The 23,797-nt window shown below is 67.3% G+C and carries 24 protein-coding genes; 4 read left to right on the top strand and 20 right to left on the bottom strand.

Annotated elements, in window-relative coordinates; all coding sequences use genetic code 11:
- Positions 1 to 27 precede the first annotated feature (27 nt).
- From A3AG_RS0119995 to A3AG_RS31800, 12 genes are all read right to left on the bottom strand, one after another.
- Entirely contained in the window at positions 28 to 1,401 is a 1,374-nt protein-coding gene (locus A3AG_RS0119995; RefSeq protein ID WP_018007135.1) for a TadA family conjugal transfer-associated ATPase, read from the bottom strand.
- Positions 1,402 to 1,466: 65 nt separating this feature from the next.
- Positions 1,467 to 2,660 carry a CpaE/TadZ family protein gene (locus A3AG_RS0119990; protein WP_018007134.1) on the bottom strand — a complete coding sequence of 398 codons (1,194 nt, stop codon included), beginning with the start codon at positions 2,658 to 2,660 and terminating at the stop codon, positions 1,467 to 1,469.
- A gap of 71 nt (positions 2,661 to 2,731) precedes the next feature.
- Positions 2,732 to 3,202 carry a TadE/TadG family type IV pilus assembly protein gene (locus A3AG_RS0119985; RefSeq protein ID WP_018007133.1) on the bottom strand — a complete coding sequence of 157 codons (471 nt, stop codon included), beginning with the start codon at positions 3,200 to 3,202 and terminating at the stop codon, positions 2,732 to 2,734.
- Entirely contained in the window at positions 3,199 to 3,732 is a 534-nt protein-coding gene (locus A3AG_RS0119980; protein WP_035849263.1) for a TadE/TadG family type IV pilus assembly protein, read from the bottom strand. Before A3AG_RS0119980 ends, A3AG_RS0119985 begins: the two co-directional genes overlap by 4 nt.
- 9 nt (positions 3,733 to 3,741) lie before the next feature.
- Positions 3,742 to 5,043 (bottom strand): pilus assembly protein TadG-related protein, encoded by a 1,302-nt coding sequence (locus A3AG_RS0119975; protein WP_026164328.1) that lies wholly within the window; start codon positions 5,041 to 5,043, stop codon positions 3,742 to 3,744.
- A 25-nt stretch (positions 5,044 to 5,068) separates the two neighbouring features.
- Positions 5,069 to 5,404 (bottom strand): hypothetical protein, encoded by a 336-nt coding sequence (locus tag A3AG_RS0119970; RefSeq protein ID WP_018007130.1) that lies wholly within the window; start codon positions 5,402 to 5,404, stop codon positions 5,069 to 5,071.
- Between the two features lie 26 nt (positions 5,405 to 5,430).
- The gene (locus tag A3AG_RS0119965) at positions 5,431 to 7,314 is read right to left on the bottom strand and encodes a type II and III secretion system protein family protein (protein WP_018007129.1); all 1,884 of its coding nucleotides are present in this window, start codon (positions 7,312 to 7,314) and stop codon (positions 5,431 to 5,433) included.
- Positions 7,315 to 7,384: 70 nt separating this feature from the next.
- On the bottom strand, positions 7,385 to 8,230 hold the full coding sequence (cpaB, locus tag A3AG_RS0119960) for a Flp pilus assembly protein CpaB (protein WP_018007128.1): 846 nt from the start codon (positions 8,228 to 8,230) through the stop codon (positions 7,385 to 7,387).
- Between the two features lie 42 nt (positions 8,231 to 8,272).
- Positions 8,273 to 9,691, bottom strand: coding sequence for an ATP-binding protein (locus tag A3AG_RS0119955; RefSeq protein WP_018007127.1), 1,419 nt, complete (start codon positions 9,689 to 9,691; stop codon positions 8,273 to 8,275).
- A gap of 75 nt (positions 9,692 to 9,766) precedes the next feature.
- Positions 9,767 to 10,270, bottom strand: a complete 504-nt coding sequence (locus A3AG_RS0119950) for an A24 family peptidase (RefSeq protein WP_018007126.1) — start codon at positions 10,268 to 10,270, stop codon at positions 9,767 to 9,769.
- A gap of 15 nt (positions 10,271 to 10,285) precedes the next feature.
- Positions 10,286 to 10,468, bottom strand: a complete 183-nt coding sequence (locus tag A3AG_RS0119945) for a Flp family type IVb pilin (protein WP_035849298.1) — start codon at positions 10,466 to 10,468, stop codon at positions 10,286 to 10,288.
- 84 nt (positions 10,469 to 10,552) lie between these two features.
- Complete coding sequence (locus A3AG_RS31800) at positions 10,553 to 10,759, bottom strand: Flp family type IVb pilin (protein WP_018007124.1); 207 nt, start codon at positions 10,757 to 10,759, stop codon at positions 10,553 to 10,555.
- A gap of 1,076 nt (positions 10,760 to 11,835) precedes the next feature.
- Between A3AG_RS31800 and A3AG_RS0119935 the strand changes: the two genes are divergently transcribed.
- Both A3AG_RS0119935 and A3AG_RS0119930 read left to right on the top strand, forming a co-directional pair.
- Positions 11,836 to 13,077 carry a glycosyltransferase family 87 protein gene (locus A3AG_RS0119935; protein ID WP_240619897.1) on the top strand — a complete coding sequence of 414 codons (1,242 nt, stop codon included), beginning with the start codon at positions 11,836 to 11,838 and terminating at the stop codon, positions 13,075 to 13,077.
- A gap of 41 nt (positions 13,078 to 13,118) precedes the next feature.
- Entirely contained in the window at positions 13,119 to 14,138 is a 1,020-nt protein-coding gene (locus A3AG_RS0119930) for a glycosyltransferase family 2 protein (RefSeq protein WP_026164327.1), read from the top strand.
- Positions 14,139 to 14,168: 30 nt separating this feature from the next.
- Here A3AG_RS0119930 and A3AG_RS0119925 read toward each other — a convergent pair whose 3' ends face one another.
- The 3 genes from A3AG_RS0119925 to A3AG_RS0119915 are packed head-to-tail and all read right to left on the bottom strand — an operon-like array spanning position 14,169 to position 16,697.
- Positions 14,169 to 14,558, bottom strand: coding sequence for a GtrA family protein (locus A3AG_RS0119925; protein WP_018007121.1), 390 nt, complete (start codon positions 14,556 to 14,558; stop codon positions 14,169 to 14,171).
- Positions 14,555 to 15,289: a class I SAM-dependent methyltransferase gene (locus tag A3AG_RS0119920; RefSeq protein ID WP_018007120.1), complete on the bottom strand. Its 735-nt coding sequence runs from the start codon at positions 15,287 to 15,289 to the stop codon at positions 14,555 to 14,557. Before A3AG_RS0119920 ends, A3AG_RS0119925 begins: the two co-directional genes overlap by 4 nt.
- 31 nt (positions 15,290 to 15,320) lie before the next feature.
- Positions 15,321 to 16,697 (bottom strand): sigma-54 dependent transcriptional regulator, encoded by a 1,377-nt coding sequence (locus tag A3AG_RS0119915; protein WP_018007119.1) that lies wholly within the window; start codon positions 16,695 to 16,697, stop codon positions 15,321 to 15,323.
- 479 nt (positions 16,698 to 17,176) lie between these two features.
- Here A3AG_RS0119915 and A3AG_RS34055 point away from each other — a divergent pair, with 479 nt between their 5' ends.
- Positions 17,177 to 17,830 carry a hypothetical protein gene (locus tag A3AG_RS34055; protein WP_147310019.1) on the top strand — a complete coding sequence of 218 codons (654 nt, stop codon included), beginning with the start codon at positions 17,177 to 17,179 and terminating at the stop codon, positions 17,828 to 17,830.
- A gap of 2 nt (positions 17,831 to 17,832) precedes the next feature.
- Here A3AG_RS34055 and A3AG_RS0119910 read toward each other — a convergent pair whose 3' ends face one another.
- Positions 17,833 to 18,813 carry a LysR substrate-binding domain-containing protein gene (locus tag A3AG_RS0119910; RefSeq protein WP_018007118.1) on the bottom strand — a complete coding sequence of 327 codons (981 nt, stop codon included), beginning with the start codon at positions 18,811 to 18,813 and terminating at the stop codon, positions 17,833 to 17,835.
- An 81-nt stretch (positions 18,814 to 18,894) separates the two neighbouring features.
- Between A3AG_RS0119910 and A3AG_RS0119905 the strand changes: the two genes are divergently transcribed.
- A complete protein-coding gene (locus A3AG_RS0119905) occupies positions 18,895 to 20,193 on the top strand; it encodes an MFS transporter (protein WP_051073547.1) in 1,299 nt (432 codons plus the stop codon).
- A gap of 19 nt (positions 20,194 to 20,212) precedes the next feature.
- Here the strand turns inward: A3AG_RS0119905 and A3AG_RS0119900 are convergent, their stop codons facing one another.
- The 4 genes from A3AG_RS0119900 to hemL form a co-directional block, all read right to left on the bottom strand.
- Complete coding sequence (locus tag A3AG_RS0119900; protein ID WP_018007116.1) at positions 20,213 to 20,716, bottom strand: TPM domain-containing protein; 504 nt, start codon at positions 20,714 to 20,716, stop codon at positions 20,213 to 20,215.
- A gap of 20 nt (positions 20,717 to 20,736) precedes the next feature.
- The gene (locus tag A3AG_RS0119895; RefSeq protein ID WP_018007115.1) at positions 20,737 to 21,597 is read right to left on the bottom strand and encodes a TPM domain-containing protein; all 861 of its coding nucleotides are present in this window, start codon (positions 21,595 to 21,597) and stop codon (positions 20,737 to 20,739) included.
- Between the two features lie 13 nt (positions 21,598 to 21,610).
- Positions 21,611 to 22,237, bottom strand: a complete 627-nt coding sequence (locus A3AG_RS0119890; RefSeq protein ID WP_018007114.1) for a LemA family protein — start codon at positions 22,235 to 22,237, stop codon at positions 21,611 to 21,613.
- A gap of 99 nt (positions 22,238 to 22,336) precedes the next feature.
- Positions 22,337 to 23,629, bottom strand: a complete 1,293-nt coding sequence (gene hemL / locus A3AG_RS0119885; protein ID WP_018007113.1) for a glutamate-1-semialdehyde 2,1-aminomutase — start codon at positions 23,627 to 23,629, stop codon at positions 22,337 to 22,339.
- Positions 23,630 to 23,797: the final 168 nt, after the last annotated feature.

The following is a 23,797-nucleotide window of genomic DNA, read 5'->3' as shown; positions in this document are numbered from 1 at the left end:
GCTTGACTTGGTTTCGGGCCATGCGGGTCAGACGTCGTATCGCTTGGCTGGGTCATAGGTCTCATCTGGCAGGCCGACGCCGAATACGCGCAGCCGCTCGGCAAACTTGGGATAGACGCCGGTGGCACGGAAATGCCCGCGCACCGTGCCATCCTTGTCCACCCCGGTGCGCTGGAAGGTGAAGATCTCCTGCATGTTGATGATGTCGCCCTCCATGCCGGTGATTTCCGAGATGCTGATGATCTTGCGGCGTCCGTCGGTCAGGCGTGCCGCCTGCACGATCACGGTGATGGCCGAGGCGATCTGCTGGCGCATGGCCTTGGCGGGCATGGTCAAGCCCGCCATGCTGACCATGTTCTCCAGGCGCGTCAGCGCGTCGCGCGGCGTGTTGGCGTGGATCGTGGTGAGCGAGCCTTCGTGGCCGGTGTTCATCGCATTGAGCATGTCGAGCGCTTCGCCGCCGCGCACTTCGCCCAGGATGATGCGGTCAGGACGCATCCGCAGCGCGTTGCGCACCAGTGCGCGCTGGTTGATCTCACCCTTGCCTTCGATATTGGGCGGGCGCGTTTCCAGCCGCAGCACGTGGGGTTGGCGCATCTGCAACTCGGCCGCGTCCTCGATGGTGATGACGCGCTCGTCTTCAGGGATGAAGCCAGACAGGATGTTGAGCAGCGTGGTCTTGCCGCTGCCGGTGCCGCCCGAGACCAGCACGTTGACCTTGGCGGTCGACAGCGCTTGCAACAGTTGCGCCATCGGCGGGGTCAGGCTACGCAGGTCGACCAGGTCGGTGACCTGCAGCGGATTGACGGCAAAGCGGCGGATCGACAGCAACGGGCCATCGATCGCCGAGGGCGGAATGATTGCATTGACGCGCGAGCCGTCGGGCATGCGCGCATCCACCATCGGGCTGGTTTCGTCGATGCGGCGGCCCATGCGCGAGACGATCTTCTCGATCACCTTCATCAGATGAGCGTCGTCGTAGAACACCACGTCGGTAAGCTCGAGCTTGCCGCGCCGCTCGACGTAGGTCTGGCGCGACGTGTTGACCAGGATGTCGGAGACGGTGGGATCCTTGAGCAGCGGCTCGAGCGGGCCAAAGCCAAACATCTCGTCATAGATTTCAACGGTAAGCTGGCGGCGCTCGGTGTCGTTGAGCAGCACCTTCTGTTCGTCGATAATCAGATTGACCAGCGCAGCAATTTCCTGCCGCACCTGCTCCTGCGGAAAGCGCGCGAGGCGCTCCAGCTCGACCCGGTCGAGCACGGTTTCGTGCACATCGCGCTTGAGTGCGTGGTAGCCGGGCGAGGTCGACGTCCTGGACTGCCCGCCGAACTGAATCGATGCGCTGCCATTGGCGTGGAAGGCGGGTGCGGCGGTGGCCAGCTGTTCGCGAATTGACATGATGGTTCCCCTTGTATTGTGTTCTTGGGCGTTGCCGTGCGTGCTGTGGAATCGCAGCCCGGCGCTCACGTGCTCTTGGCGCGCAGCATCAGCCGACGCAAGGGCGATACCGCCTCGGACCGCACGCGCCGTTCGGCCTCGGGGCTGGCGGCAAGCTGCGTGGCCATCGCCTGCAGTGCCCGTGCAACGCCGCTGCGCCGGCTTAGCTTGGCCACGGGCTCGCCGTGGCTCACGGATTCCTCGACCACGGACGGATCGTCGGGCAGTGCGAACGCGACCTTCATCCCGAAGATGTCTTCGATCGACGCGCGCGGCACTTCGTTCTTGCGCCCGGTCCGGTTCAGCACCAGGCGGATCTTGTCGGCGGGATAGCGCAAGGCGCGCAGGATCTCGATCAGACGGCGTCCCGGCGGACCGTAGGCGATGGCAGGTTCGGCGACGACGCAGATGCGGTCGCTGTGGTCGAGCATGCTGAGAGACACCGGATCGATGCTCTGGCCGATATCGAAGATGACGAAGTCGTACTTCGGTTGGAGCACCGAAAGGATCCACTCGAGCTTGTCCTTCTGCAGCTGGCTCGCCTTGACCGGATCGCGGGCACCGGCGAGCACGTCAAAGCCGTTCTCTACATGCACCAGGCAGGCTTCCAGGAAGGCGGCATCGGCGCGCTCAATCTGGTCGCAGATGTCGGGAAGGGTGGAAGGGGGCGTCTTGTCGCTGACCAGGTGAGTCAGGTCGCCGAAGTGCCGGTTCAGGTCCACCACCAGCACGCGCTTGCCCAGATGGCGAGCCAGCGCGTCGCCCAGGTTGGCGCAGACGAAGCTGGTGCCGGCGCCGCCCTTGCATGAGATCACCGAGATAACCTGCGCCGAGTCTTGCTCGCGCGGCACGTGCGTGGCTTCGACGCGCTTGAGTGCCTCGGCGAACTGGGCCTTGTCCAGCGGCCAGGAGAGCACGTCGCGGATGCCTGCACGCATGGCCTTGATCAGCACCTCGGAGTCCGGCGCATGCGTGACGAGGATGCACGGCAGGTCGGGGTGCTGCTGGCGCAGTGTCTCGATTGCCAGCATCTGTCCGGGGCCGACGGCTGACACTTCCAGGATCAGCAGGTCAGCCATGCGCAGGCGGCTGGCGTGGAACGGAAAGCGGGCCAGGCTTTCGTGCAGCAATATGGCCTGGAAGTTGCCGACCATGGTGCTGAGCCGGTTGATTTCGGCCAGCCGTTCGGCGTCTTCGGATGCGATCAGGATCTTCAGCATGATGTCCTCGCGGTGCGCTGGTCGGTACGGGTATGAGGTCGAGGTTCGGATCGGGGTGGTTGAGCCGCGCATCAGCTGCAAACCGTGCCGCCGGTGGCCGTGCGCAGGCTCTCGCGCGTCATGGTGGTGGTGAACGGCGGCATGCCCAGGCTAAGCGGGACCAACGGGATCACGGTGTTCACCGTGACGCCGGTAACGCTGACGGTCACGCTCTGGCAGCTTGCACGCGCGGCGGCCGCATCCGAAGCGCAGCCCGCGGGTTCATAGGCCAGGTTGATGTTCGAGTTCTGGAGCAGCGGCAGCATGTCGCGCATACGCGTCTTGATGACGGCGTCGCCGGCGTCGCATACCACCGCCATCCGTGCGCCCAGCCTTGTCGCCTCGGCGGCAGTGTTCCAGTAGAACAGTACGCGCGAGAACTCGGCGATGCCGACCAGCAGCGTGAAGAACACCCCCGCGATCAGGCCGAACTCGACCATGGTGGCACCTCGCTGGCGCGAGTGCGTGCGTGTCCCAAGGCTGGACAGGGCGAGCGGTTTCATAGCACTTGCCTCATGACGGTGGTGATGTCGCCGAAAGTCATTCCGGACACATCGATAAAGGACTGCAGCGGGGTGTAGGCAAAGCCGGTAATACGGACCGCGACCAGGTTCACCGTGCCAGCCGGCGCGCCGGCGCCGCCAGGGTTGTCGTAGGTATTGACGTTATTGAATGACTGGCCGGGACATCCGCTGGCATCTACGCGATCGCAGATCACCACCATGGACGTCGTCAGGCCGGGCGCGAGCGTCGCGCCGCTGCATGTGCTGTTGCCGTATACCGCCAGGCATTTGGCGGCGGCTGCCGGATAGCTGACGTCGTCCGGAGAGAACTGCGAGAGGTAACGTGCCGCGGTGCGGGTCGCCTTGGTCAGCGTGTCGTACTGGTAGATCGCGCGCCCGAATTCAGCCACGCCGCACGCCATCAGCAACATCGGCGCCAGCAGGATGCCGAATTCGACTGCGGCTACACCGCGCTGGCGCTTCGATGTTGGCTGGCGCACTCGCTTGCGCAACATCAAAAGACGTTTCATGGCCATCTCCTATTGCACCAGAACCGGTACCAGCGGGCCCGCGCCGCCACCGGCCCCGGGCATGCCCTGCGTGGCGCAAGGGCTCCCCGGCATGGTCGAGGTGCCGCGGTATTCGAGCCGCACGGTGTCATTGCGGCCGCCCTTCTGCATGGGTTCCACCATGAGCAGGCAAGCCCAGCCGGTGACCGGCACCTTGTGCACGCCTCCGGTGCCGAACGTGGAGCAGTCGACGATCGGCGCAAGCACCAGTCTGCGGTCGGCGCCCGCCTCATGCGTGGCCTTGGCCGATGGATTGCCCTGCGTGTCGAGGCCGGTGGTGGCATCGCCCTGGTAGGCGCGGTAAGCGCTGCGAGCGGCGAGGAAGTTTGGCTGGGCATTGCCGAGGCTGTCGCTGGAACTGCCGTTGTAGGCGTTGAACTTGGCCGTCCAGGTGACATTGGTAAAGGCAAAGCCGGTGAAGTCGGTCACGCCCACAGTCTTGCCGGCCTTGACGATGCCGAAGCGGCTGTTCCATTCGTCGGCCAGCGACGCCTTGTCACCGGTGGTGCCGATCTCGGTGCCGACCGAAGGCAGGTTGCACTGGCCCGCGCCCTTGAGCTGATTGGCCAGATCCTTGGCACTGCTGCCGCCGGTCAGGTCGGCCCAGCCAAAATTGCCGCCGCCGTAGGCCACGCTGTCCTTGTCCGCCGTGCCGGACTTGGTGGTCAGCCACTGGCCGATGGTGTAGCCGCCAGGCACGGGCGGGGTGGCGGTGTCGGGCCTGCAAACGAACACCGGGATCGCGCATGCGGTCTGCGCGGACGTGGTGGTTGCCACCGCGAACGCCGCTACCGTACTGGGGCCGATATCGACGCCCGGCATGGCGTTGAGGACCTGCGCGAACCAGTGCGCGATGCCCACGCGAGAAACATCGCAGCGGACGTACTTGATCGTATCGAGGGGATAGCTGACCGAGTCCTTGTCGAGGAAGGGGTTGTCGAGGGAATCGGTATAGGTCACGCTGCTGCTGGCAACCAGTTGCACCTGTTCCTGCTGGAACAGGGCCTGGTTGCGCGAGCCGGCGGTGATGCCGGCCGCCTCGGACACGACCAGCGGCGTGGCGCCGGTGAGATCCCGGGCCGCCGCCAGCGCGCATGCATCGGCACTATTCTGCAGTTCGCTCTTGGCCACGTAGAGCTTGCCCAGATCGAGCGCCAGGCCGACCAGGCCGACCAGCACCACGATCACGATGCCCATGATGATGGCCACCGCGCCGCGCTCGCGCGCGCGGCGAGTCGCCAACGTGGTGCCGTGAAGCCTGGGTCTGGTCATGATGGTGCTCCCGGTTTCGTGGTGATCAACGCGCGCTGCCGCCCATGCCGATGCCGCCATAGCCACCGGCGCCGAAGTCGATGGTCATGGACGGCGTGCCGCCTTGCTGTGGTCTGGACAGCGAGCGGTCAAAGTTGCGCATCGCCGCCACCGCGGTCTTGCCATCGGTGCCCGTGACGGTGGGGAGCCCTGCCGGCGCGTCGGGATTGATGATTTGCATCTGCGTAACGGTAGCCAGCGCCACGCCGCGCTGGCGGTCCCATACCGGCGTGGAAGTCATGCATGCGGACAGCGTCAGGCAGGCGAGGGTGCCAATCACCAGGGCGGCGGCGCCGCGTGAAAGCTTGAAGTTCTTGCTCATGATCGTTCTCCTGTGGGCGCGGCAGCTCAGTTGCCGCCCGCGCCGTTGCGCCCGGCGGTGCTCTCAGTAGCGGCCGACCGGGCCAGCGCAAGGCGTGCTGCGGTGGCTTCGATGCGGGCGATGCGCGCGGCGGTGTCTTCGGCCGGCGGCGCGGCCGCAATCGCTGCCGCTGGCGCCGCCTTGCCAGGCCTGGCTGCCTCGACGGCGGCCAATGGCGTTGTCGCTGGCGCGACCGGCTCATTGAGCGGACGCCCGGTGGGCACGGGGCCCATCGACACGGACGTCGGGGCGGCTTCGCTGCGCGGTGCCGATGGTGCGTTGGCAGGTGCGGCAGCGGGGACTGCCGGCTGCGACGGCGTGGGTGCTGGCGCCGGCTGCTTGCCGCTGCCTTCCATATTGCCCATGAAGTACAGCGACAGCGGGTTGGGCGTGGAGAAGCTGTCGGTCGGCAGCGGGTAGTTGTTCGTTTGCATCGGCTTGACCAGGCGCGGCGTGATGATGAACACCAGCTCGGTCAGGTCTTGCTGGTACTGCGTGCTGCGGAACAGCGTGCCTAGCACGGGCACTTCGCCGGCACCTGGCAGCGCCTTGAGCGAGCCGCGCGCACTGTCGGTCAGCAGACCGCCGATGGCAAAGCTCTCGCCGTCGCGCATTTGGACCGTCGTGGAGGCGCGGCGGGTGGTGATCACAGGGAGGATGGTCTGGCCTGCGAGGGTGCCGCCACGGATGGTGGCGCCCGTGGGCGACAGTTCGGACACTTCCGGCGCGACCTTCAGATGGATGCGGCCGTTGGCCAGCACGGTGGGCGTGAACTTCAGGCCTACACCGAACTCTTCTTCCTGCAGCGTGACGGTGCCGGCCCCGTTCAACACGTTGGACTGCGCCACGGGAATATAGATCTTGCCGCCCGCCAGGAAGCTCGCCTCCTGGCCGCTGATCGTGACCAGGTTCGGCTCGGCCAGGATCTTGACCAGGCTGTCGTTCTTCTGCGCATCCAGTGCGATGTCGAACGGTCGGTTGTTGGCCTTGCTGGCGAAGATCGCGGTCGACGCGCCGGTCAGCAAGGATGTCACCAGTCCGCCGCTCCAGGAACCGAAGCCGCCCTGCAGGTTGACCGTCGAGCCAAGCTGGTTCAGCAGTGTCTTGGATACCTCCGCCACCTTGACTTCAAGCATCACCTGCTGCGGTGTGTCGACCGACAGCATGTTCAGCACATTGCCCTTCTTGTTGCCGTTGCCGTTGCCGTCGCCGCTGTGCGCCGCGTTGGCGTAGGCCTGGGCAATTTCCATCGCTTGCTGTGCGGCCTGCGCGTTGGTGACGCTGCCCGTCAGCACCAGGTTATCGGCGGCGGTGGTGACGCGGATGCCCGGTTCGCCTGGCAGCAAGTGCCCGAGCGAGGTCTGCAGGCCACCGGCATCGGCGTTCACCACCACATTGATGATGCTGCACGAGCCGCTGCGGCCCTGCACGATCATGTTGGTGGTGCCGACGCTGCGGCCCAGCACATAAAGTGTCTGCGGGGACACCATGGTGGCCTGTACCACGTTCGGATTGCCCAGCGTGCGGTTGCGCACGGCTTCGGGCAGCGGGATCAGTTGGGACTTGCCGACCGGCACTACCACGCTGGATTCATTGCGAATCGCTCCCGTGCAGTTCGGCCCTCGCGCCTCGGCAGCCGGCACTGGAGCCGGCGCGTTGTTTTGCGCGACCGTCGCGGGGCCTCCAGGAGTCATGCTGATCGTCATCTGCATGGGACCTGCAGGCGCCTTGGCGGCTGCCGGCGTGGTCGTCTTGGCCAGGTTGCCCGCCTCCATGGCGGCCTGCGCGGCCGCCGCGAGCGGTGTGCAGAGAATGGCGGCCAGCACGAGCATGCGGGTGCCGCCGGTGGCGTTGGTTCGGTTGCGGTTCATTTTGGATCTCCCCCCGGAGCGTGTTGCTTGGCTGGTTTGACGAAAATTGGCCGGTTCGTGGCACGAACGCTCAGAAGCATTCGATGCCGCCCTGCATGCCTGCCAGCACGCCGATGCAGTTGCCGGACCGCGCCGGCTGTGCCGCCACCGTGCGGGTCTTGACCACGGTGCGGGTGGCGGTCTGAGTCACCACCTTGACCGGTGCCGGTTCTGGGGCCTTGCCCAGCAACGTGCCCTTGGTGGCGCCGCCGGTGTTGATGTCGGCGACGTCCATCTGGTTGCGCAGCACCAGCGACAGCGTGCCCACGCTGCGCGCCACGTCGAGCTTTTCTGCCTGCTCCGGCGTGACTTCCAGCGTCACGGCGTTGACCACCTTGGGCTGGGTGTCATCGCGGCTGACCTGCTGCGCCACCGCGAGCACCAGGATCTTCTCCAGCACGATCTTGGAGATGCTGCCGGCCTGCGTGGTCTTGGCTTCTTCATTGGTGTTGACGATCACGTCGACGTAGTTGCCAGGCAACGCGAAGCCGGCCACGCCGACGACATCGTTCACGCGCACCGTGATGGCACGCTTGCCGTCGTTGATCACGGCGGACAGGCCGCCCTTGGTGCCGACCGGCGCGAGCTTGGCGTCGAGGACGGGTTCGCCGCGCTGCAGGCTGGTGCGTACCACGCGGCCTTCCAGCGCTTTGACGTCTTCGAATGCGCCGGGCGGCACGCTGCCCGATGGCCAGCTGACCAGCCGCAACTGACTGCCGTTGAGCGGCTGGCCCAGGTTCAGGTCGACGGTGGCGACGACCACCTGCTTCACCGCGCTCGAAGACTGCTGCACCAGCCAGCGCGACGCCGATACCACTGCCGCTACGCCGGCGACCAGCGCGATCAGCAGCATCAGGATTGCACGTGTGTTCTTCATGATGACTCTCCCTGCAATGGTCCGTTTCGGGTGGTTGCCGTATCAGCCGGCGGCGCGGTTCCCGTCCGGCCAGCGATGGGCCAGGCCGGGCGGCGGGTTCTCGAGTGCCGGTCGCAGTCCGTAATAGCTCTGCCAGGCGTTGAGCAGTGCTTCTTCAGTGATGTGCGGAGCGGCGCCGCGGTAGCGCACGTCCGATGCCACCAGCCGAAGCAGGTCACGCGGGATGCACGCGAGCAGCGGGGTGTCCGCGGAGAAGTGCAGCACCTGCACCAGGAAATCGAGGACGGCATCGCTGCTGGTCAGGCCAAAATCGGCGGCGGTGCGCTGGTACACCTCGCGATAGTCATCCTGGGACAGCGGACCCACGTAGAGCTTGCTGCCGAGCCGGCGCAGGAACGCGTCGTCGGCCAGCTCGGACGGTTCCAGGTTGGTCGAGAACACCGGCCAGACGTCGAACGGCACCGAGAAACGCACGCCCGTGCGCAGGGTGAACATGTCGACGTTGCGGTCCAACGGCACGATCCAGCGGTTGAGCAGTTCGGCCACGCCTACCAGCTGGCGGCCCAGGTCGTCGACGATATAGATGCCGTTGTTGGCCTTCATGTGTGGCGGGGCCTGGTAGAAGCCGGAGGTGCTGTCGTAGCGCAGGTCGAGCATCGACAGCGTCAGTTCGCCGCCGGACAGCACCACCGGGCGATGGCACAGGACCCAGCGGCGGTCCAGTGACCGGTGCGCCAGCGATGCCTCGTTGTCGTCGAACGGCTTGTGCACCAGCGGATCGAATACCTGGATGATTTCGCCGGCCACCGTGATCGCATGCGGCACGGGTACCGCGCCGGGGAGCAGCACGCCCAGGCGCTGCGCCAGAAAGGTCTTGCCGCTGCCTGGCGGGCCGTAGATCATCAGCGCGCGGCAGGTATTGAGGGCCATGCCGATCGCGTCGAGCAGTTGCAGCGGGACGACCAGGTCATGGAACGCCGCCGTGACATCAGCCTTGGTCACCGATGCCTGGGTCACTGAATGCCGCTGCACGGCATCCAGGTAGGCGGCCAGCGTGACCGGCGCCGCTCCGGTGTAGCTGCAGCGCGCCGTGGCTTCGGCCGCGCGGGTATAGCCCGCGTCGGTGAGGCGGAAGCGTACGTCGAGGTCGCTGCTGCCGCGATGCGCGATCTCGAGCAGCCTCTCGCGCACCGCCACGGCGGCCACTTCGTTGACTGCGGTAGCTGGCAGCTTCAGCGTGTCGGTCAACACCGCCAGCGTGACGGTGCGATGCAGGTAGGCTGCCTTCAGCAGCAGGCCAAGCAGCAGCGAAATGTCCAGCCCGGTTTCGGCGATGCTCCGGGGCAGCACATGCCAGGGCGGCACCGGGACTGGGCCGCGGTCGGCGTTCCCGTTGCGGACTGGCGGCACCGGCTCGAGATGCCGCGCCGCCTGGACTGTTGTTTCGTGATGCTCGATCATTGCCGTTTCCCCGTTCGCTGGTGTGTACGTTCGTCAATGGCTCAACCGTTGACGGGCGCGCTTATGTTGTTTGCGTCATGTGCTGGCGAACAGCATGGCCAGCGTGCCAGCGGCAATTGCCACGCCGTACGGCAACGAGCCAACCGATCCGACATCGGATCTTGCGCGCACGATGCCCCAGATGTTGCGCATCACGAGGCTGCCGCTGCGGAACCAGAACACCAGAGTCAACGCCCAGAGGCCACCTGCGAGGCATGCCGCCAGCGCGATCTCGAATGCCATGGCTGCACCAAGCCAGGCGCCCACGGCAGCCATGAGCTTCACATCGCCTGCAGCCATGCCGCGCAGCCAATACAGCGGCAGGAAGATGGCCAGGCCGGTGAGCCAGCCGAGCGACCAGGTCAGCAGTCCATGCCCGATTCCGTGAATCGCAATTTGCACGGGCAATGCCAGCATCCAGGCGCCGAAGGTCAGCCAGTTCGGGATCCGGCGGCGCTGCAGATCGATGGCTGCGGCCGTCAGCACGATCACGATGGTGAGCGGGCCGATGTAGGGCGAGAGCGTCGACGTGGCAGACATGGCAATCTCCGTGACCTATGGCATCAATGGCATGACCGACACCACCAGGTCATAAAGCGTGCGTACCTGGGTGCCCAACAGGGTGACCGCGCTCAAGATCACCATGGCGATCAGGGCGCCTAACAGCGCGTACTCCATCGAAGTCACGCCGCGCTCGTCGTGTTGAAAATCCTTGCGCAGCACATCGGGTCGTTGCACGGTGGCCTCCGCAATCGGGCTATCCCCAGGTCCGCTATTGGCGTGGACCGCTTTGCGGTCCACGCATTCCGCTGACGCCGCTGTTTAGGCGCCGCCGCCGCCGGCGGGCGCTGCCGGCACCGTGAGCCGCCCTTGGATGTAGTTAAAGATGGCGCTCAGCTGCGTGCCAACGAGCGTGACGGACGCAATGATCACGACGGCGATCAGCGCGGCGATCAGTCCATACTCGATGGCGGTAACGCCGTCTTCGTCGCGGACGAACTGCTTCAGGGCTTGCGTGATGGAATGCATGACAATCTCCTTGATGGAAAGGTGCCCTCGCGGGCTTCAGGACTTCTCTGCAACACAACTACGGTTCAGCGTCGAATGAATCGGCTGCTCGGGCGGACGCCCGGCGGGGCACACGTTGCGCAGGCGTGGAACGGCCAGCGCCCGGCGCCTGCCCGTGCGCCGCGCGGGCTGCGCGCCAGCAACCGCCGTTCGGCCGAGGCGTGCATGCAACGTGTCGCGTGATGGCTGTGACCGGTGCGTGCCAGGCTACGCAGCGGCACGCTGCTGCCGCGGCGCGCACAGAGAGGCTCGTGTGCGTGGCGGCGCGGTATGGCGGGCAGGCGGTCAACTGGCATGGCAAAGCTCCCCTTATGTACTGGTCCACCGGCAATCGCTGTGCTGGCAGTTGCGGAACGCTTGGCGGTTCTCCGCATGCCAGCCATAAGGCAAGGCGTGGGCCAGCCTCACCCGGGCCGTTGCGGCACAAGGCTTTGCGGGTCGTGGCACGATCTGACTGCCCCGGGCATGACGGCAAATGGCGGGGTTTCGGGGCGTCCTCGTTGCCGCCTGGAAACGGTGGCGGGGCAAGCGATTTCGGATGACGCGACTTTTGGATGAGGGTCGCGCGATGGGGCGACGGCGTACGTCTTCATGGACCGGATGCGCGGCTCAGCCATAAGCATGAGTGCCGGTGCGGTGGCTACCGCGCCTGGCCGAGCTTGCGGCCTGCGCGAAGGCGTGGCCAGGCCCGACGACCGACAGATGGACGAGGCGCGCGCTTGCCGGCACGGCGTTTCCGCGGAGAAACATGCGCTTTGCGCATACGGTGCCGTGATGCTGCCGGTCGGGCCGGCATCCTGCCCGCAAGCCCTTGTGTACCGTCACTTGGACCCGGTGGCTTACGCGTGATGCAAAAACGAAACGTCGGCCGGCCGTGCGCGATTCACGCGCACCTCGCGACACCGGCCGCCCCTTGCCGCGCCTTGCGTTAAAGGCGGGGCTCTACAAGACTACGCAAGGACGGGAATCCCCATTGCCGCAGGCATCGATCGCGCAATGCGTGCACGGACGCCCGTACACACAATAACGGGGGGGCCATGACGCCGATATCCATGCCGCCGGTCACGCGCGCGCGCATAGCCCGCGCAAGCGGCACACATTGGCTCGGGTACGTCCGCCTGCGCCTGTACTCGTATGTGGCGCTGGTTTGCTATGTGCTGTTTTTCGGCATCTGGACGTTCCGCGCCATGGTGCTCGACGTGCCGGGGGTGTTCGACCCTGGCGGCGACTTCGTGGTGTTCTGGAGTGCGGCCAAGCTCGCGCTGGCCAGTGGCGCCGCTGCTCCCTATGACAACGCCCTGCTGGGCAGGGTCGAGTTCGCCGCCGTGCCGGAGATGGCGCTGGGGTATGAGCCGCTGCCGTGGCTGTATCCGCCGACCTTCCTGATCTTCGTGATGCCCTTCGGGCTGCTGCCATACGGATTGTCCACGTTCCTGTTTCTCGCGGGCGGCGCGGCCTGGTACGGATGGGCGCTGTGCCGCATGCTGCCGCGCGGGGCCTGGCTTGCCGGGCTGGCGTTCCCGGGGATCGCCGTAGTGCTGGCCGCCGGCCAGAATGCGCTTTGGCTCGCCGGTTGTGCGGCGCTGGGCTTGGCCTGCCTGCGCTCGCGCCCGCTGCTAGCCGGCTTCCTTCTTGGCCTGCTCACGGTCAAGCCGCATCTCGCTCTGATGTTTCCGGTGGCGCTGCTGTGCGCGCGCAGCTGGCGTGCGCTGGGGGCAATGACAGCCACTGCGCTCGGACTCGCCTTGCTTGCGCTGCTGGCGTTTGGCGCCGAGCCCTTTGTCGCGTTCATCGGCAATGCCAGCCGCGCCGCCGTTCAGGTGCAGAGTGGTGCCGCGTTGATCGCACGCATGCCGACTGTGTTCGCGGCGGTCCAAATGCTTCATGGCGGCGGGATGTTGGCCTATGCGCTGCACGGCACGGTTGCCACGGCGGCGCTGGCTGCGGTGATCTATGCCTGGGCACGGCCATGCAGTTTCGCGCTGCGCGCGGCGGTGCTGTGCTGCGCAGTGCTGCTGGTGCCAGCTTATCTTTGGGACTACGACCTGGCACTTCTCGGCCTGGCTATTGCCTGGCTGGGCATGCATGGCCACCGGAACGGCTGGCTGCGTGGGGAGCGCGAGTTGTTGGTGGCGCTGTGGCTGTTGCCGCTATGCGGCATGACAATGGGCGAGCGGCTCGGCTTCCAGCCGATGGCCCTGGGCTTGGTGCTGGCGCTTGGTCTTGGTGTCTGCCGGATCCGGCAGGAGCGGAGCGGCAACGCGGCGCGGGATGCCTAAGGGCGAGGCGTGCTCCGTTGCGCGCCATGGAGGAATGGATCATGGCCAACTTTGAATCCCGGCTGCTGTCGCTGGTGGTGCCGTTCCACAATGAGGAAGCCGCGCTGTCCGCCTTCTTTGCACGCGTGCTGCCAATCCTCGAATCGATTCCAGCGACGCAGTTCGAGATCGTCTGCGTCAATGACGGCAGCACCGACGATACGCTTGCCATGCTGCTGGTGCACGCGCAGGGCGACGCACGCATCCGCGTGATCGATCTCACCCGCAACTTCGGCAAGGAAGCGGCGCTGACCGCGGGTATCGATGAAGCGTCGGGGGATGCAGTGATTCCGATCGACGCTGATCTGCAGGATCCGCCCGAGCTTATCCCCACGCTGGTCCAGTGCTGGCGGCAAGGCGCCGAGGTGGTGCTGGCACAGCGCGTGAGCCGGACCACTGACTCATTCCTGAAGCGGATCACGGCGGCGGCCTACTATCGCGTGCACAATTGCCTGTCGGACCTCAAGATTCCCGAGAACGTCGGCGATTTCCGCCTGATGGACCGCACCGTAGTCAACGCCCTCAAGCAATTGCCGGAGCGCCATCGCTTCATGAAAGGCCTGTTCGCCTGGGTCGGCTACCGCACTGTGATCGTGCCGTACGAGCGCGAGCCCCGCAGCGCCGGGCATTCCAAGTTCTCCGGCTGGCGCCTGTGGAACTTCGCGCTCGAGGGCATCACCAGCTTCAGCACCATGCCGCTGCGCAGCTGGACTTACATCGGCGTGGCGATCGCGCTGGGCGCGTTCGGCTACGGTGCCTTCATCGTGGCGCGCACGCTGGTGCTGGGCATCGATGTGCCGGGCTATGCGTCGCTGCTGTCGGTGCTGCTGTTTCTCGGCGGCATCCAGCTGATCGGCCTGGGCGTGGTGGGCGAATATGTCGGCCGCATCTACGACGAGGCCAAGGGCCGGCCGATCTACCTGGTGCGGCGCCGCTACCAGGAGACGGGGCAGGATCGGAGCGTGGCGTCGGGACGGCGCGTGATCCGCATCGATCGCGGCCACGTCAGCAATGGCCGCTGAAGTTCGCCGCCGCGGAGGCCCCGCGGCGGATCAGTCGCGGTACGTCCAGGTCCGGTGCAGCAGGTAGGTGAACACCGGCACGGTCAGCACCACGCCAGCAAGCCCTGCCCAGTAGCTGGCCCCGAGCCACTGCGCGATCCATGCAATAGCCACCGTCAGCGCCAGCCCCAGCAGCGAGACGCCGGCAAAACGCCGCAGGGTGTGGTGGTGCAGGCGCGACGAGAAGCTCCACAGGGTATTGAGCAAGTACGAGCACAGCGTGGCGGAAACGAAGGCGACGCCGTTGGCGGCGACCGGCGTGGCATCGAACATGCTCACCAGCGTGGCGGTGATGGCGACATGCACGCCGGTCGAAGTGGCGCCGGAAACCGCGAACCGCGTGAAGCGGCGCAGCCCGGGCGCGATGCCGCCGGGGTTCACGATGCGCGCAGCACGGCCATCAGCGAAATGCCGAACGGCAGCGAGCCGCGCGCGAGCCAGTGGCGCTCCGCGCGGAACACACGGTGCAGCACGTGGTTGACCGGGGCGGCCGGCAGGCGTGCGCCGGTCGCGTGGCGGCTGCCACGCAGGCGGTCGCCCATGCGAGCGGCAACGGCCAGCGGGAACAGCATCGTGTTGAAGTACGACATCCGTTCCACGTGCAGGCCGCAGCGGCTCGCCAGCGCATGCAGCGAGCACTTGCTGTAGCGACGCTGGTGATGCAGGAAGACGTCGTGCGCGCTCCATAGCCACTGGTAGGCGGGCACGGTGACGAAGACCGCGCCGCCAGCCTTCAGCAGCCTGGCCGCGCAGTCGAGCGAGCCGGCATCGTCGGCGATGTGCTCGAGGCAATCGAGCAGGCAGACCAGGTCGAAGCTGCGCTCGACGAACGGCATCTGGTCGGGACACCTGCCATGACGCAGGTCGTAGGCATCACCGGTCTTTGCGCGCGCCAGGCGCAGCGCGGTGTCGTCCATTTCCACCGCGCTGACCCTGCCGAATTGCGACAGCATCGCCAGGTTGCCGCCGGTGCCCGCGCCGATCTCGAGGATAGCCGCGTGGCGCGGCAAGGCCAGGCCGCAAAGAATGGCGGCGACGATCTCGCGGCGGCCACGGAACCACCAGTGGCTGGCTTCGGTGTCGGCCATCTCGAGGTAGGCGTCAGGGGACATGGGGCGATCCTTCAGTGGCAGCGTCGCGGGGCTAGCCCTGCACGCAGATCAACCCCAGGTCGCCCTTCTTCACCTGCAGCTTGTAGTCGCGCATCAGCCGGAACAGCGTTACCCGCGAGATCCCGAGCTCCGCCGCCACGTCGATCAGCCGTTCATGGTGCCGCTGCAGCGCCTCGACGATGGCGCCCTGCTCGGCGGCCTCGCGGATCGCGGCCAGCGTCAGCGGGCGGTCGTCGGCGGGCGTGGCCAGTTCCAGGTCGTCGGGCTGGATCACGCCGTCCTCGCACATCGCCGCGGCGTGACGGATCCGGTTGATCAGCTCGCGCACATTGCCGGGCCAGTTGTGCAGCTGGATCGCGCGCAGCGCCAGCGGCGAGAAGCCGCGGATGCGCGCCGGCGACTGCTTGCGCACGGTGTCCAGCACATGTTCGGCGATCAGCAGGATGTCGCTGCCGCGCTCGCGCAACGGGGGCTGGCGCACGCGCAGCACGCATAGCCGGTGGTACAGGTCGCCGCGGAAGCGTTCGGCCGCGATCGCGGCTTCCAGGTCGACGTGGGTGGCGGAGATGATGCGCACATCGACCTCGATCGATTCGGTGCCGCCGAGGCGCTCGATGCGCCCGGTCTCCAGGAAGCGCAGCAGGCTGGTCTGGCTTTCGATCGGCATGTCGCCGATTTCATCGAGGAACAGCGTGCCGCCCTGCGCCATCTCGATGCGGCCGGGTTTGCGCTTGGTGGCGCCGGTAAAGGCGCCGCGCTCATAGCCGAACAGTTCCGACATCAGCAGCGTGGGCGGGATCGCCGCGCAGTTGACCGCGATGAAGGGGCGCGAGGCCCGCGCCGAGGCGCGGTGGATGGCCTGCGCGGCGAGTTCCTTGCCGGTGCCGGACTCGCCCGAGATCAGCACCGGCGTGTCCCAGCGCGACACCTTCTCGATGCCGCGGAACAGCGACTGCATCGCCGGGCAGCTGCCGATCATGCCGTCGGGGCGCGCCGTGCGCGGGCTGTCATGCCGCACGCCGGGCCGCAGGCTGGCCATGCCGATCGCATGGCCCAGCGCCTCGGCCAGGCGCGGGTGCTCGAGCGGGGCGGTGTGGTAGTCGACGAAATACAGGCCGAGCAGCCGGCGCGCGGTTTCGCTCAGTGCGTGCTGGCCAGCGACGATGCCGATCCAGCCGATATGCCGTTGCGCCAGCCAGGGCTCGAAGGCTTCCAGTTCGGCATCGCCGAAGCCGCCTTGCAGGTCCAGCAGCGCGGCCAGCGGCTGGCTGCCGGGAGGCAGGCCCTGCAGGTCCTGCAGGCTGGACGCAAAGCTGATTTTCCAGCCGCGCTGGGCGAACAGCCGGCACAGCGTGGCGTCATGGTGCTGCGACAGGTACAGCAGCGGGCGGTTGGCGTACGCGCTCATGAGATTTCCCCGGATTCTTGTTCTTTGCGGAACTGGCGGCCGGCAGGGCCGGCCGCTCGCTCCGTTGGCTCTAAGGCTTGCGCCGGTGCATCGTGGCGATGCGGCGCGGCGCGCTCCCCAATTTCTGTTGTTAACCCCGTTCTTATCCGGGCGCACCGGCAAGCCGGCGTGCCGCGGGATTCAGGTGGCACGGACCGCTTGCTTGCGCTCGCGGCCCGTGCGCCTGAATGACCTCCGCTTTTTCTTGTCGACGCCCATGTCATGGCGGGTGCCGATGCGGGCCAGTTCCTGCCGCGTGGCCCCCGCTTACAGCGCCAGTCCAATTCCCGCCCTGGGTTGCGGGGGTCGTCCTGAAACTGATCCTCTTCGGCGAACGCGTGCCAGTGTGTTTGCCGCTCTCGTTTCAGACTTCCCCTCTGTGCCGGGCTTCTGTTCGCGCAGACATATCTGCGACGAATATGCCAGAGCGGGATAAGTCTTTGAAAACAAAAGAAAAGCGTGATTTGGACGGCTGCCTTGCCGGAGACGCCAGAGCCAAAACGTTCCGCTCTTGTTACGTCGCGCGGCAAGTTTTTGCTGCATCGCAAAAAAATAGCGGTGCGAAATGGTTCGCATCGGGCACTGCAGCCGCGCGCCAGGTGCATGACCAGGCTTTTTTGAGCTGGCGCGCCCATCTAAAGGAGGGAAGCCAAAATTTGAAACGCTCGCCATGGAGGGCTCCGATACTGCACGTCGTCGCCTGTCGAAACAGTTTCATTTCCGTTACAAGGATTGGAACTGCATACATCTTCCGCCGACATTGCGCGCCGCCTGCGGCCTCAGCCTTTTGGTGCCGCACCCATGCCGGCAGCGGCGGCGGGATGGAGGCGAGCGGCGCGTTGACAAGCCTTCGCACGAATTGCGTTCGGGCGTCTCAGCCGCTTCTCATCTGTTTGGATGGTGCGCGCAGATTTTTCAGTGCCGCTGGCACGCGCTTCGGAATGGTTGCATCCGTGAAACTCGGACGCCGTGGCGACCAGGTGGCGGCGCCGTGGAATGAATGCGAAGGGAAGGGTACAGGCTCGCGCCAAGCCTTTGATTTCGCGGGCCTAGACGAAAATGATTCGTATTGCCAACTTAACGGCGCCAAATGATTTCACGGATGAAACTGCCCGGCATGGCCGGCGGCGCCCGCTGTGGCCTGCGCGCCTTCCAGCCGCACCTGCTCCTGCAGCCACGCATGGAACTGCTGGATGGCCTTTTCGCGTGGGTTGCCTTCGCGCCAGGTCACCCAGTAATGCAGGCTCGACGGGATCCGGGTGGGGCCGATCTGCACCAGCTCGCCGCTGGCCAGGTAGTCGTGCGCCAGCTGCGCGCGTGCGGTCGCCACGCCCAGGCCGGCCACGGCGGACTGCAGCATCAGGCCGGCGTCCTGGAAGATCGGGCCGCGCTCCGGTTCGTCGCCGGGCAGGCCGGCGGCCTCGAGCCAGTCGCGCCAGGGGCGCAGGGCAAAGCGCAGCATCGGCAGGCGCGGCACGTCGGCCAGCGTAAAGCCGGGGTAGCGCGCCAGCAGCGCCGGGCTGGCCACCGCGATCACGTGGTCTTCGATCAGGTTGTGGCACTCGAAGCCGGGCAGGTCGATGCGCTGGTGCCAGATGCCGACATCGACGCTGTACGGGTCTGGCGGCGTGATCTCGGCATGCAGCCGCAAGTGCAGGTCCAGCGACGGCACCTGGGCGTGCAGGCTGGGCAGGCGGCGGATCAGCCAGGCATTGGCCAGGTCGGCCATGACGCTGACCTGCAGCCGGATCACCGGCGGTGCGGCGCTGTTGCCGGCCTCGCGCAGGGCGCTTTCGATGTCATCGAGCGCGCCGCGCACCTGTTCGGCCAGCCGCGCACCCACGCTGGTGGGCACCATCTGGCTGCCGCTGCGCTGGAACAGCTTGGTGCCAAGGTTGGTTTCCAGCGCGCGGACATGGTGGCTGATGGCGCTGTGGGTCAGGGCCAGTTCCTCGGCCGCGCGCGAGAAGCTGCGGTGGCGCGCGGCAGCCTCCAGTGCACGCAGCGCTTGCAGCGGCGGCAGGTGCACGGGGTTCTGGGCGGGACGTTGGGCGGGTCTGGCGGGAGCTTTGGCCATGGCCGTCAAATTTTACTCACAATTGCCGCGGGTATCTTTCGTTGGCTTTGCACCGGGATGGGGAAGACAATGCATGCCATCATGACGACTTCGACTTCCAACCTGTCTTCCGTGCCCTCGCAGCCCTCGCGTCCGCAACCGGCCGCCGGTGCGGCGGCGCGTGCGCGCTGGCGCGTGCTCGCGGTGTTTTCGCTGGGCTTCCTGGTGTCCTATGTGTTCCGCGGCGTCAACCTGGGCTTCGCGCCGCACCTGACGCGCGAGCTCGGCCTCAATGCCGGCGACCTGGGCCTGCTCACGAGTTTCTATTTCCTTGGCTTTGCCTGCGCCCAGTTGCCGGCGGGTATCCTGCTGGACCGCTACGGCCCGCGCCGCAACGAGGCGGCGATGCTGCTGGTGGCCGTGGCCGGCTCGCTGGTGTTCGCGCTCGCGCCTGGCATGGCCGGGCTGGCCGCTGGCCGGCTGTTGATCGGCGTGGGCGTGTCGGTGTGCCTGGGCGCCGCCATCCAGGCGCTGTCGATGTGGTTCCCGCTGTCGCGCATGCCTTTGCTCAATGGCGTGGTGATGGCCATCGGCGGGCTGGGCGCGGTGCTGGTCGGCACGCCGCTGACGTGGCTGCTGTCGCTGACCGACTGGCGCACCGTCAGCATCGGCCTGGCCGGCGTGTCGCTGGCGATGGCGGCGCTGCTGTGGTTCGGCGCGCCCGACCAGCCGCGCGCCGGCAAGGAAAGCCTGCGCGAGCAGCTGCGTGGCACGCTCCAGATCCTGGGCAGCGAGCGCTTCTGGCGCGTGGTGCCGCTGACGCTGCTAAACCAGGGCGTGTTTCTGGCGGTGCAGACGCTGTGGGTAGGTGCCTTTCTGCGCGATGTGTCCGGCTACGACGCTGGCACCAGCGCGCGGCTGGTGTCGGTGATCGGCTTTGCCATGATGGCCGGCTGCGTCGGCTCAGGCTGGGCCGCGCGTCACCTGGAGCGCCTGGGGGTGAGCCTCTATGCCTTTGCCGGCGCCGGCATGACCGGCTTTATCGTGATCCAGCTGCTGCTGATGGCGCAGGTGCCGCTGCCGGCGGCGCTGCTGTGGGCCGCCTATGGCGGGTTCGGCTCGAGCGGCATCCTGACCTATGCGGTGCTGGCGCGCAGCTTTCCCGATGCACTGATCGGCCGCGCCACCACGGCGCTGACGTTGACCGTGTTCCTGTCGACCTTTGCCTGCCAGGTCGGGGTGGGCTTCGTGCTGGATCTGTGGCCCGCCACCGGCGGCCATTACCCGAAGGCGGCGCACCTGGCGGCATGGTCGGGGCTGGTGGCGCTGCAGGCGCTGGCGGCGGTGTGGTACGCGCTGGGCGGGCGCCGCGCGCGCCGCGAGGCGGCTGCCGCCCGCTGAGCCGGCCGGGGCAGGCGCGCTACAAAAACACCGGACGATCGTCCAGCTCGTTCGGATTGTGCCCGCCGTCCGACGGAAAGTGCGTGGCCAGCAATTCATGGATGCGCGCCACCGTGACCAGCACCGGCCGCACCGACAGGTCCTGCCTGAGTCCCTGCGCCAGTTCATCGCACAGTTCGCGCCAGGTGGCGGGCCCCACGCTGGCGTCGATGCCGCGGTCGGCCAGCAGTTCGACGGCGTGGTCGGCCAGGTTGATGTAGAGCAGCACGCCGGTCTTGTCCGCGGTGTTCCAGACTTCGAGCGCGCCGAACAGGAAGCGCGCGCGCTCGCGCGGCGTGACGCCGGCCCAGGCGTCGCCGACCGGCAGGCTGGCCTCGATCACCACGCGGATCTCGCCGCGGTGGCGGGATTCGCCGGCATGCACGGCGTGGTGCAGCTGCTGCTGCGCTTGCGGCGGAAAGTGCTTGCGCGCGGTGCCGGACGTGGTGGCGATATGGTGCAGGGCGCGTTTGAGATGCGGCATGGTCGTCGTTCCTCGTGCTGTCACCAGTTGCCGGACGCGCCGCCGCCGTCGAAGCCGCCGCCGCCACCACCACCAAAGCCTCCGCCGCTGTCACCGCCGCCGCCAAAGCCACCGCCCCAGCCGCCGCTGCGCCGGCCCCAGTCCTGCCCCATGGTATAGCCGCCCAGGCCGCCGAGGCCGCCGGCGATGACGTCGCGGCCGCGCCGGGTGGTGACGATCTGCGGCCCGCGCCGGCGCAGGATGGCGCTCAGGAAAAAGAACACGATGATCGCCAGCGGCAGCAGCGCCGGCAGCCATTCGGCCAGCGCCGAGGACGCCTGCTGCGCCTTGCGCTGCGGCGCGGCCAGGCCTTCCTTGTCGATGGTGGCCTGGATTGCCGAGATGCCCGCCGCCAGCCCGCCGTAGAAGTCGTTCTGGCGGAAGTGGGGCGCCATCACGTCCTGCAGGATGCGCTTGGACATGGCGTCGGTCAGCGAGCCCTGCACGCCCCGGCCCACCTCCAGCCGCATCTTGCGCAGGCCGGGCGGGTTGTCCTTGGCGATCAGCACGATCACGCCGTCGTCGATGCCCTGGCGCCCGGCGCGCCAGGCATCGGCGACGCGGATGCTGTAGGCGTCGATCGGCTCCGGATCGGTGGTCGGCACCATCAGCACGAAGATCTGGCTGCCGCGCTGCTGCTCGTATTCCGCCAGCACGTTCTCCAGCGCACCGCGCTGCTGCGGCGTCAGCGTGTTGGTCAGGTCGGTGACGCGCTGGGTCAGCGGCGGCACCGCGACGAAGCCGTCGGCCGCCAGCGCCGGGCCGCCCAGCAGGGCCGCCAGCCACAGCAGGGCGGCGGCCAGCCAGCCGTGGCCGGCCAGGCATCGCCTTGGGTGGCGCATCGCTGCCATCCCGTCAGAACTTGACCGCGGGCGGCGTGGAGATGGCCTTCTCGTTTTCCACGGTGAACGAAGGCTTGACCGGGTACTTGAAGATCATCGCCGTCAGGTTGGTCGGGAAGCTGCGCGCCAGCACGTTGTACTGCTGCACGGCGGCGATATAGCGCTGGCGTGCCACGGTGATGCGGTTCTCGGTGCCTTCGAGCTGCGATTGCAGGTCGCGGAACGAGGCATCGGCCTTGAGCTGCGGATAATTCTCGGACACCGCCAGCAGGCGCGACAGCGCGCCGGACAGTTCGCCCTGCGCCTGCTGGAAGCGCTTGAAGGCTTCCGGGTCGTTCAGGGTCTCGGGCGAGACCTGGATGCTGGTGGCGGCGGCGCGCGCCCTGGTCACGGCTTCCAGCGTCTCGCGCTCGTGCGAGGCGTAGCCCTTGACGGTGTTGACCAGGTTGGGGATCAGGTCGGCGCGGCGCTGGTACTGGTTGATGACTTCGCCCCAGGCCGCCTTGACCGCCTCGTCCTTGGCCTGGAAGTCGTTGTAGCCGCAGGCCGACAGCAGGCTGGCCAGGACCGCCAGCACCAGCCAGCGCAACACGGACAGCGGCGAGCGGGTGGATAGCGAAGGGGACGAGGATGCGCGCATCGGAGGCTCCGGCGATTGGACGAACTCCAAGTGTAGCGCACCGCCCTTGTCGTCACGCGCGGGCCGGCGGCGCCACCTGGCGCCGCCGGCCCGCGAACCTCAGGCTGCCGCGAAAGCCTTGCGCGCGGCGTCGAAGGTGGCGTCCAGGATGGCGTCGTCGTGCTGCGCGGAGACAAAGCCGGCTTCGAACGCCGACGGCGCCAGGTAGACGCCGTGGTCCAGCATGGCGTGGAAGAAGCGATTGAAGCGCGCGGTGTCGCTCTGCGTGACTTCGGCGAAGCTGCCGGGCACGCCGTCGCGGAAATACAGCCCGAACATGCCGCCGACCGCATCCGCGGCGAACGGCACGCCCGCGGCCCGGGCGGCGTCGGCCAGGCCGTCGGCCAGCTTTCGCGTCTGCGCGGCCAGGCGGTCATAGAAGCCGGGCGCCTGGATCAGCTTGAGCGTGGTCAGGCCTGCCGCCACCGCCAGCGGGTTGCCCGACAGCGTGCCGGCCTGGTATACGCCGCCCAGCGGCGCCAGGCTGGCCATGATGTCGCGCCGCCCGCCGAAGGCCGCCGCCGGCATGCCGCCGCCGATGACCTTGCCCAGGCAGGTCATGTCGGGGCGGATGCCGTAGTGCGCCTGCGCGCCGCCCAGCGCCACGCGGAAGCCGGTCATGACTTCGTCGAAGATCAGCACCGCGCCGTCGCGGCTGCACAGTTCGCGCATGGCCTGCAGGAAGGCAGCGCTGGCGCGCACCAGGTTCATGTTGCCGGCCACCGGCTCGACGATCACCGCGGCGATCTCGCCCGCATGTTTGGCGAAGGCCTGTTCGAGCTGCTCGACGTTGTTGTACTCCAGCACCATGGTGTGGCGTGTCACGTCGGCCGGCACGCCGGCCGACGACGGCGCGTTGCGGGTAGTGTCGGCAAAGGTCAGCAGGCCCGAACCGGCCTTGACCAGCAGGCTGTCGGCATGGCCGTGGTAGCAGCCTTCGAACTTGATGATCAGGTCGCGGCCGGTGAAGCCGCGCGCCAGGCGCAGCGCGCTCATGGTGGCTTCGGTGCCGGAAGAGACCAGGCGCACCTGCTCGATCGACGGCACCAGCTTGCAGATTTCCTCGGCCATGGTGATCTCGGCCTCGGTCGGGGCGCCGAACGAGAAGCTGTGCGCGGCGGTTTCCTGGACCGCGCGCACCACCTCCGGATGGGCGTGGCCGACGATCATCGGACCCCACGAACCGATGTAGTCGATATAGCGCTGGCCGTCCGCGTCCCACATGTACGGCCCTTCGGCGCGCGTGATGAAGCGCGGCGTGCCACCCACCGAACGAAAGGCGCGCACGGGCGAATTGACGCCTCCGGGAATGGTCTGCTGGGCGCGGTCGAAAAGCTGCTGATTACGGGACATGGCGTTGAGGTGAGGACAGGACTGCAGGAATCGTGCTCGGCGGGCCTCCGGGGCTGGCATTGACATGCGGCAAAAACAGCGGAAGTTCGCTGCAATTGCCCGTCAATCCTGCGCTAACGAGGCGCTAACGGGGGCGAACACGGCGGAACTGGCCCGATTCCGGCCCTC

It is taken from the genome of Cupriavidus neocaledonicus, from assembly GCF_000372525.1.
GTDB classification, from domain to species: domain Bacteria; phylum Pseudomonadota; class Gammaproteobacteria; order Burkholderiales; family Burkholderiaceae; genus Cupriavidus; species Cupriavidus neocaledonicus.
This window is presented reverse-complemented; position numbering and strand designations above follow the sequence as displayed.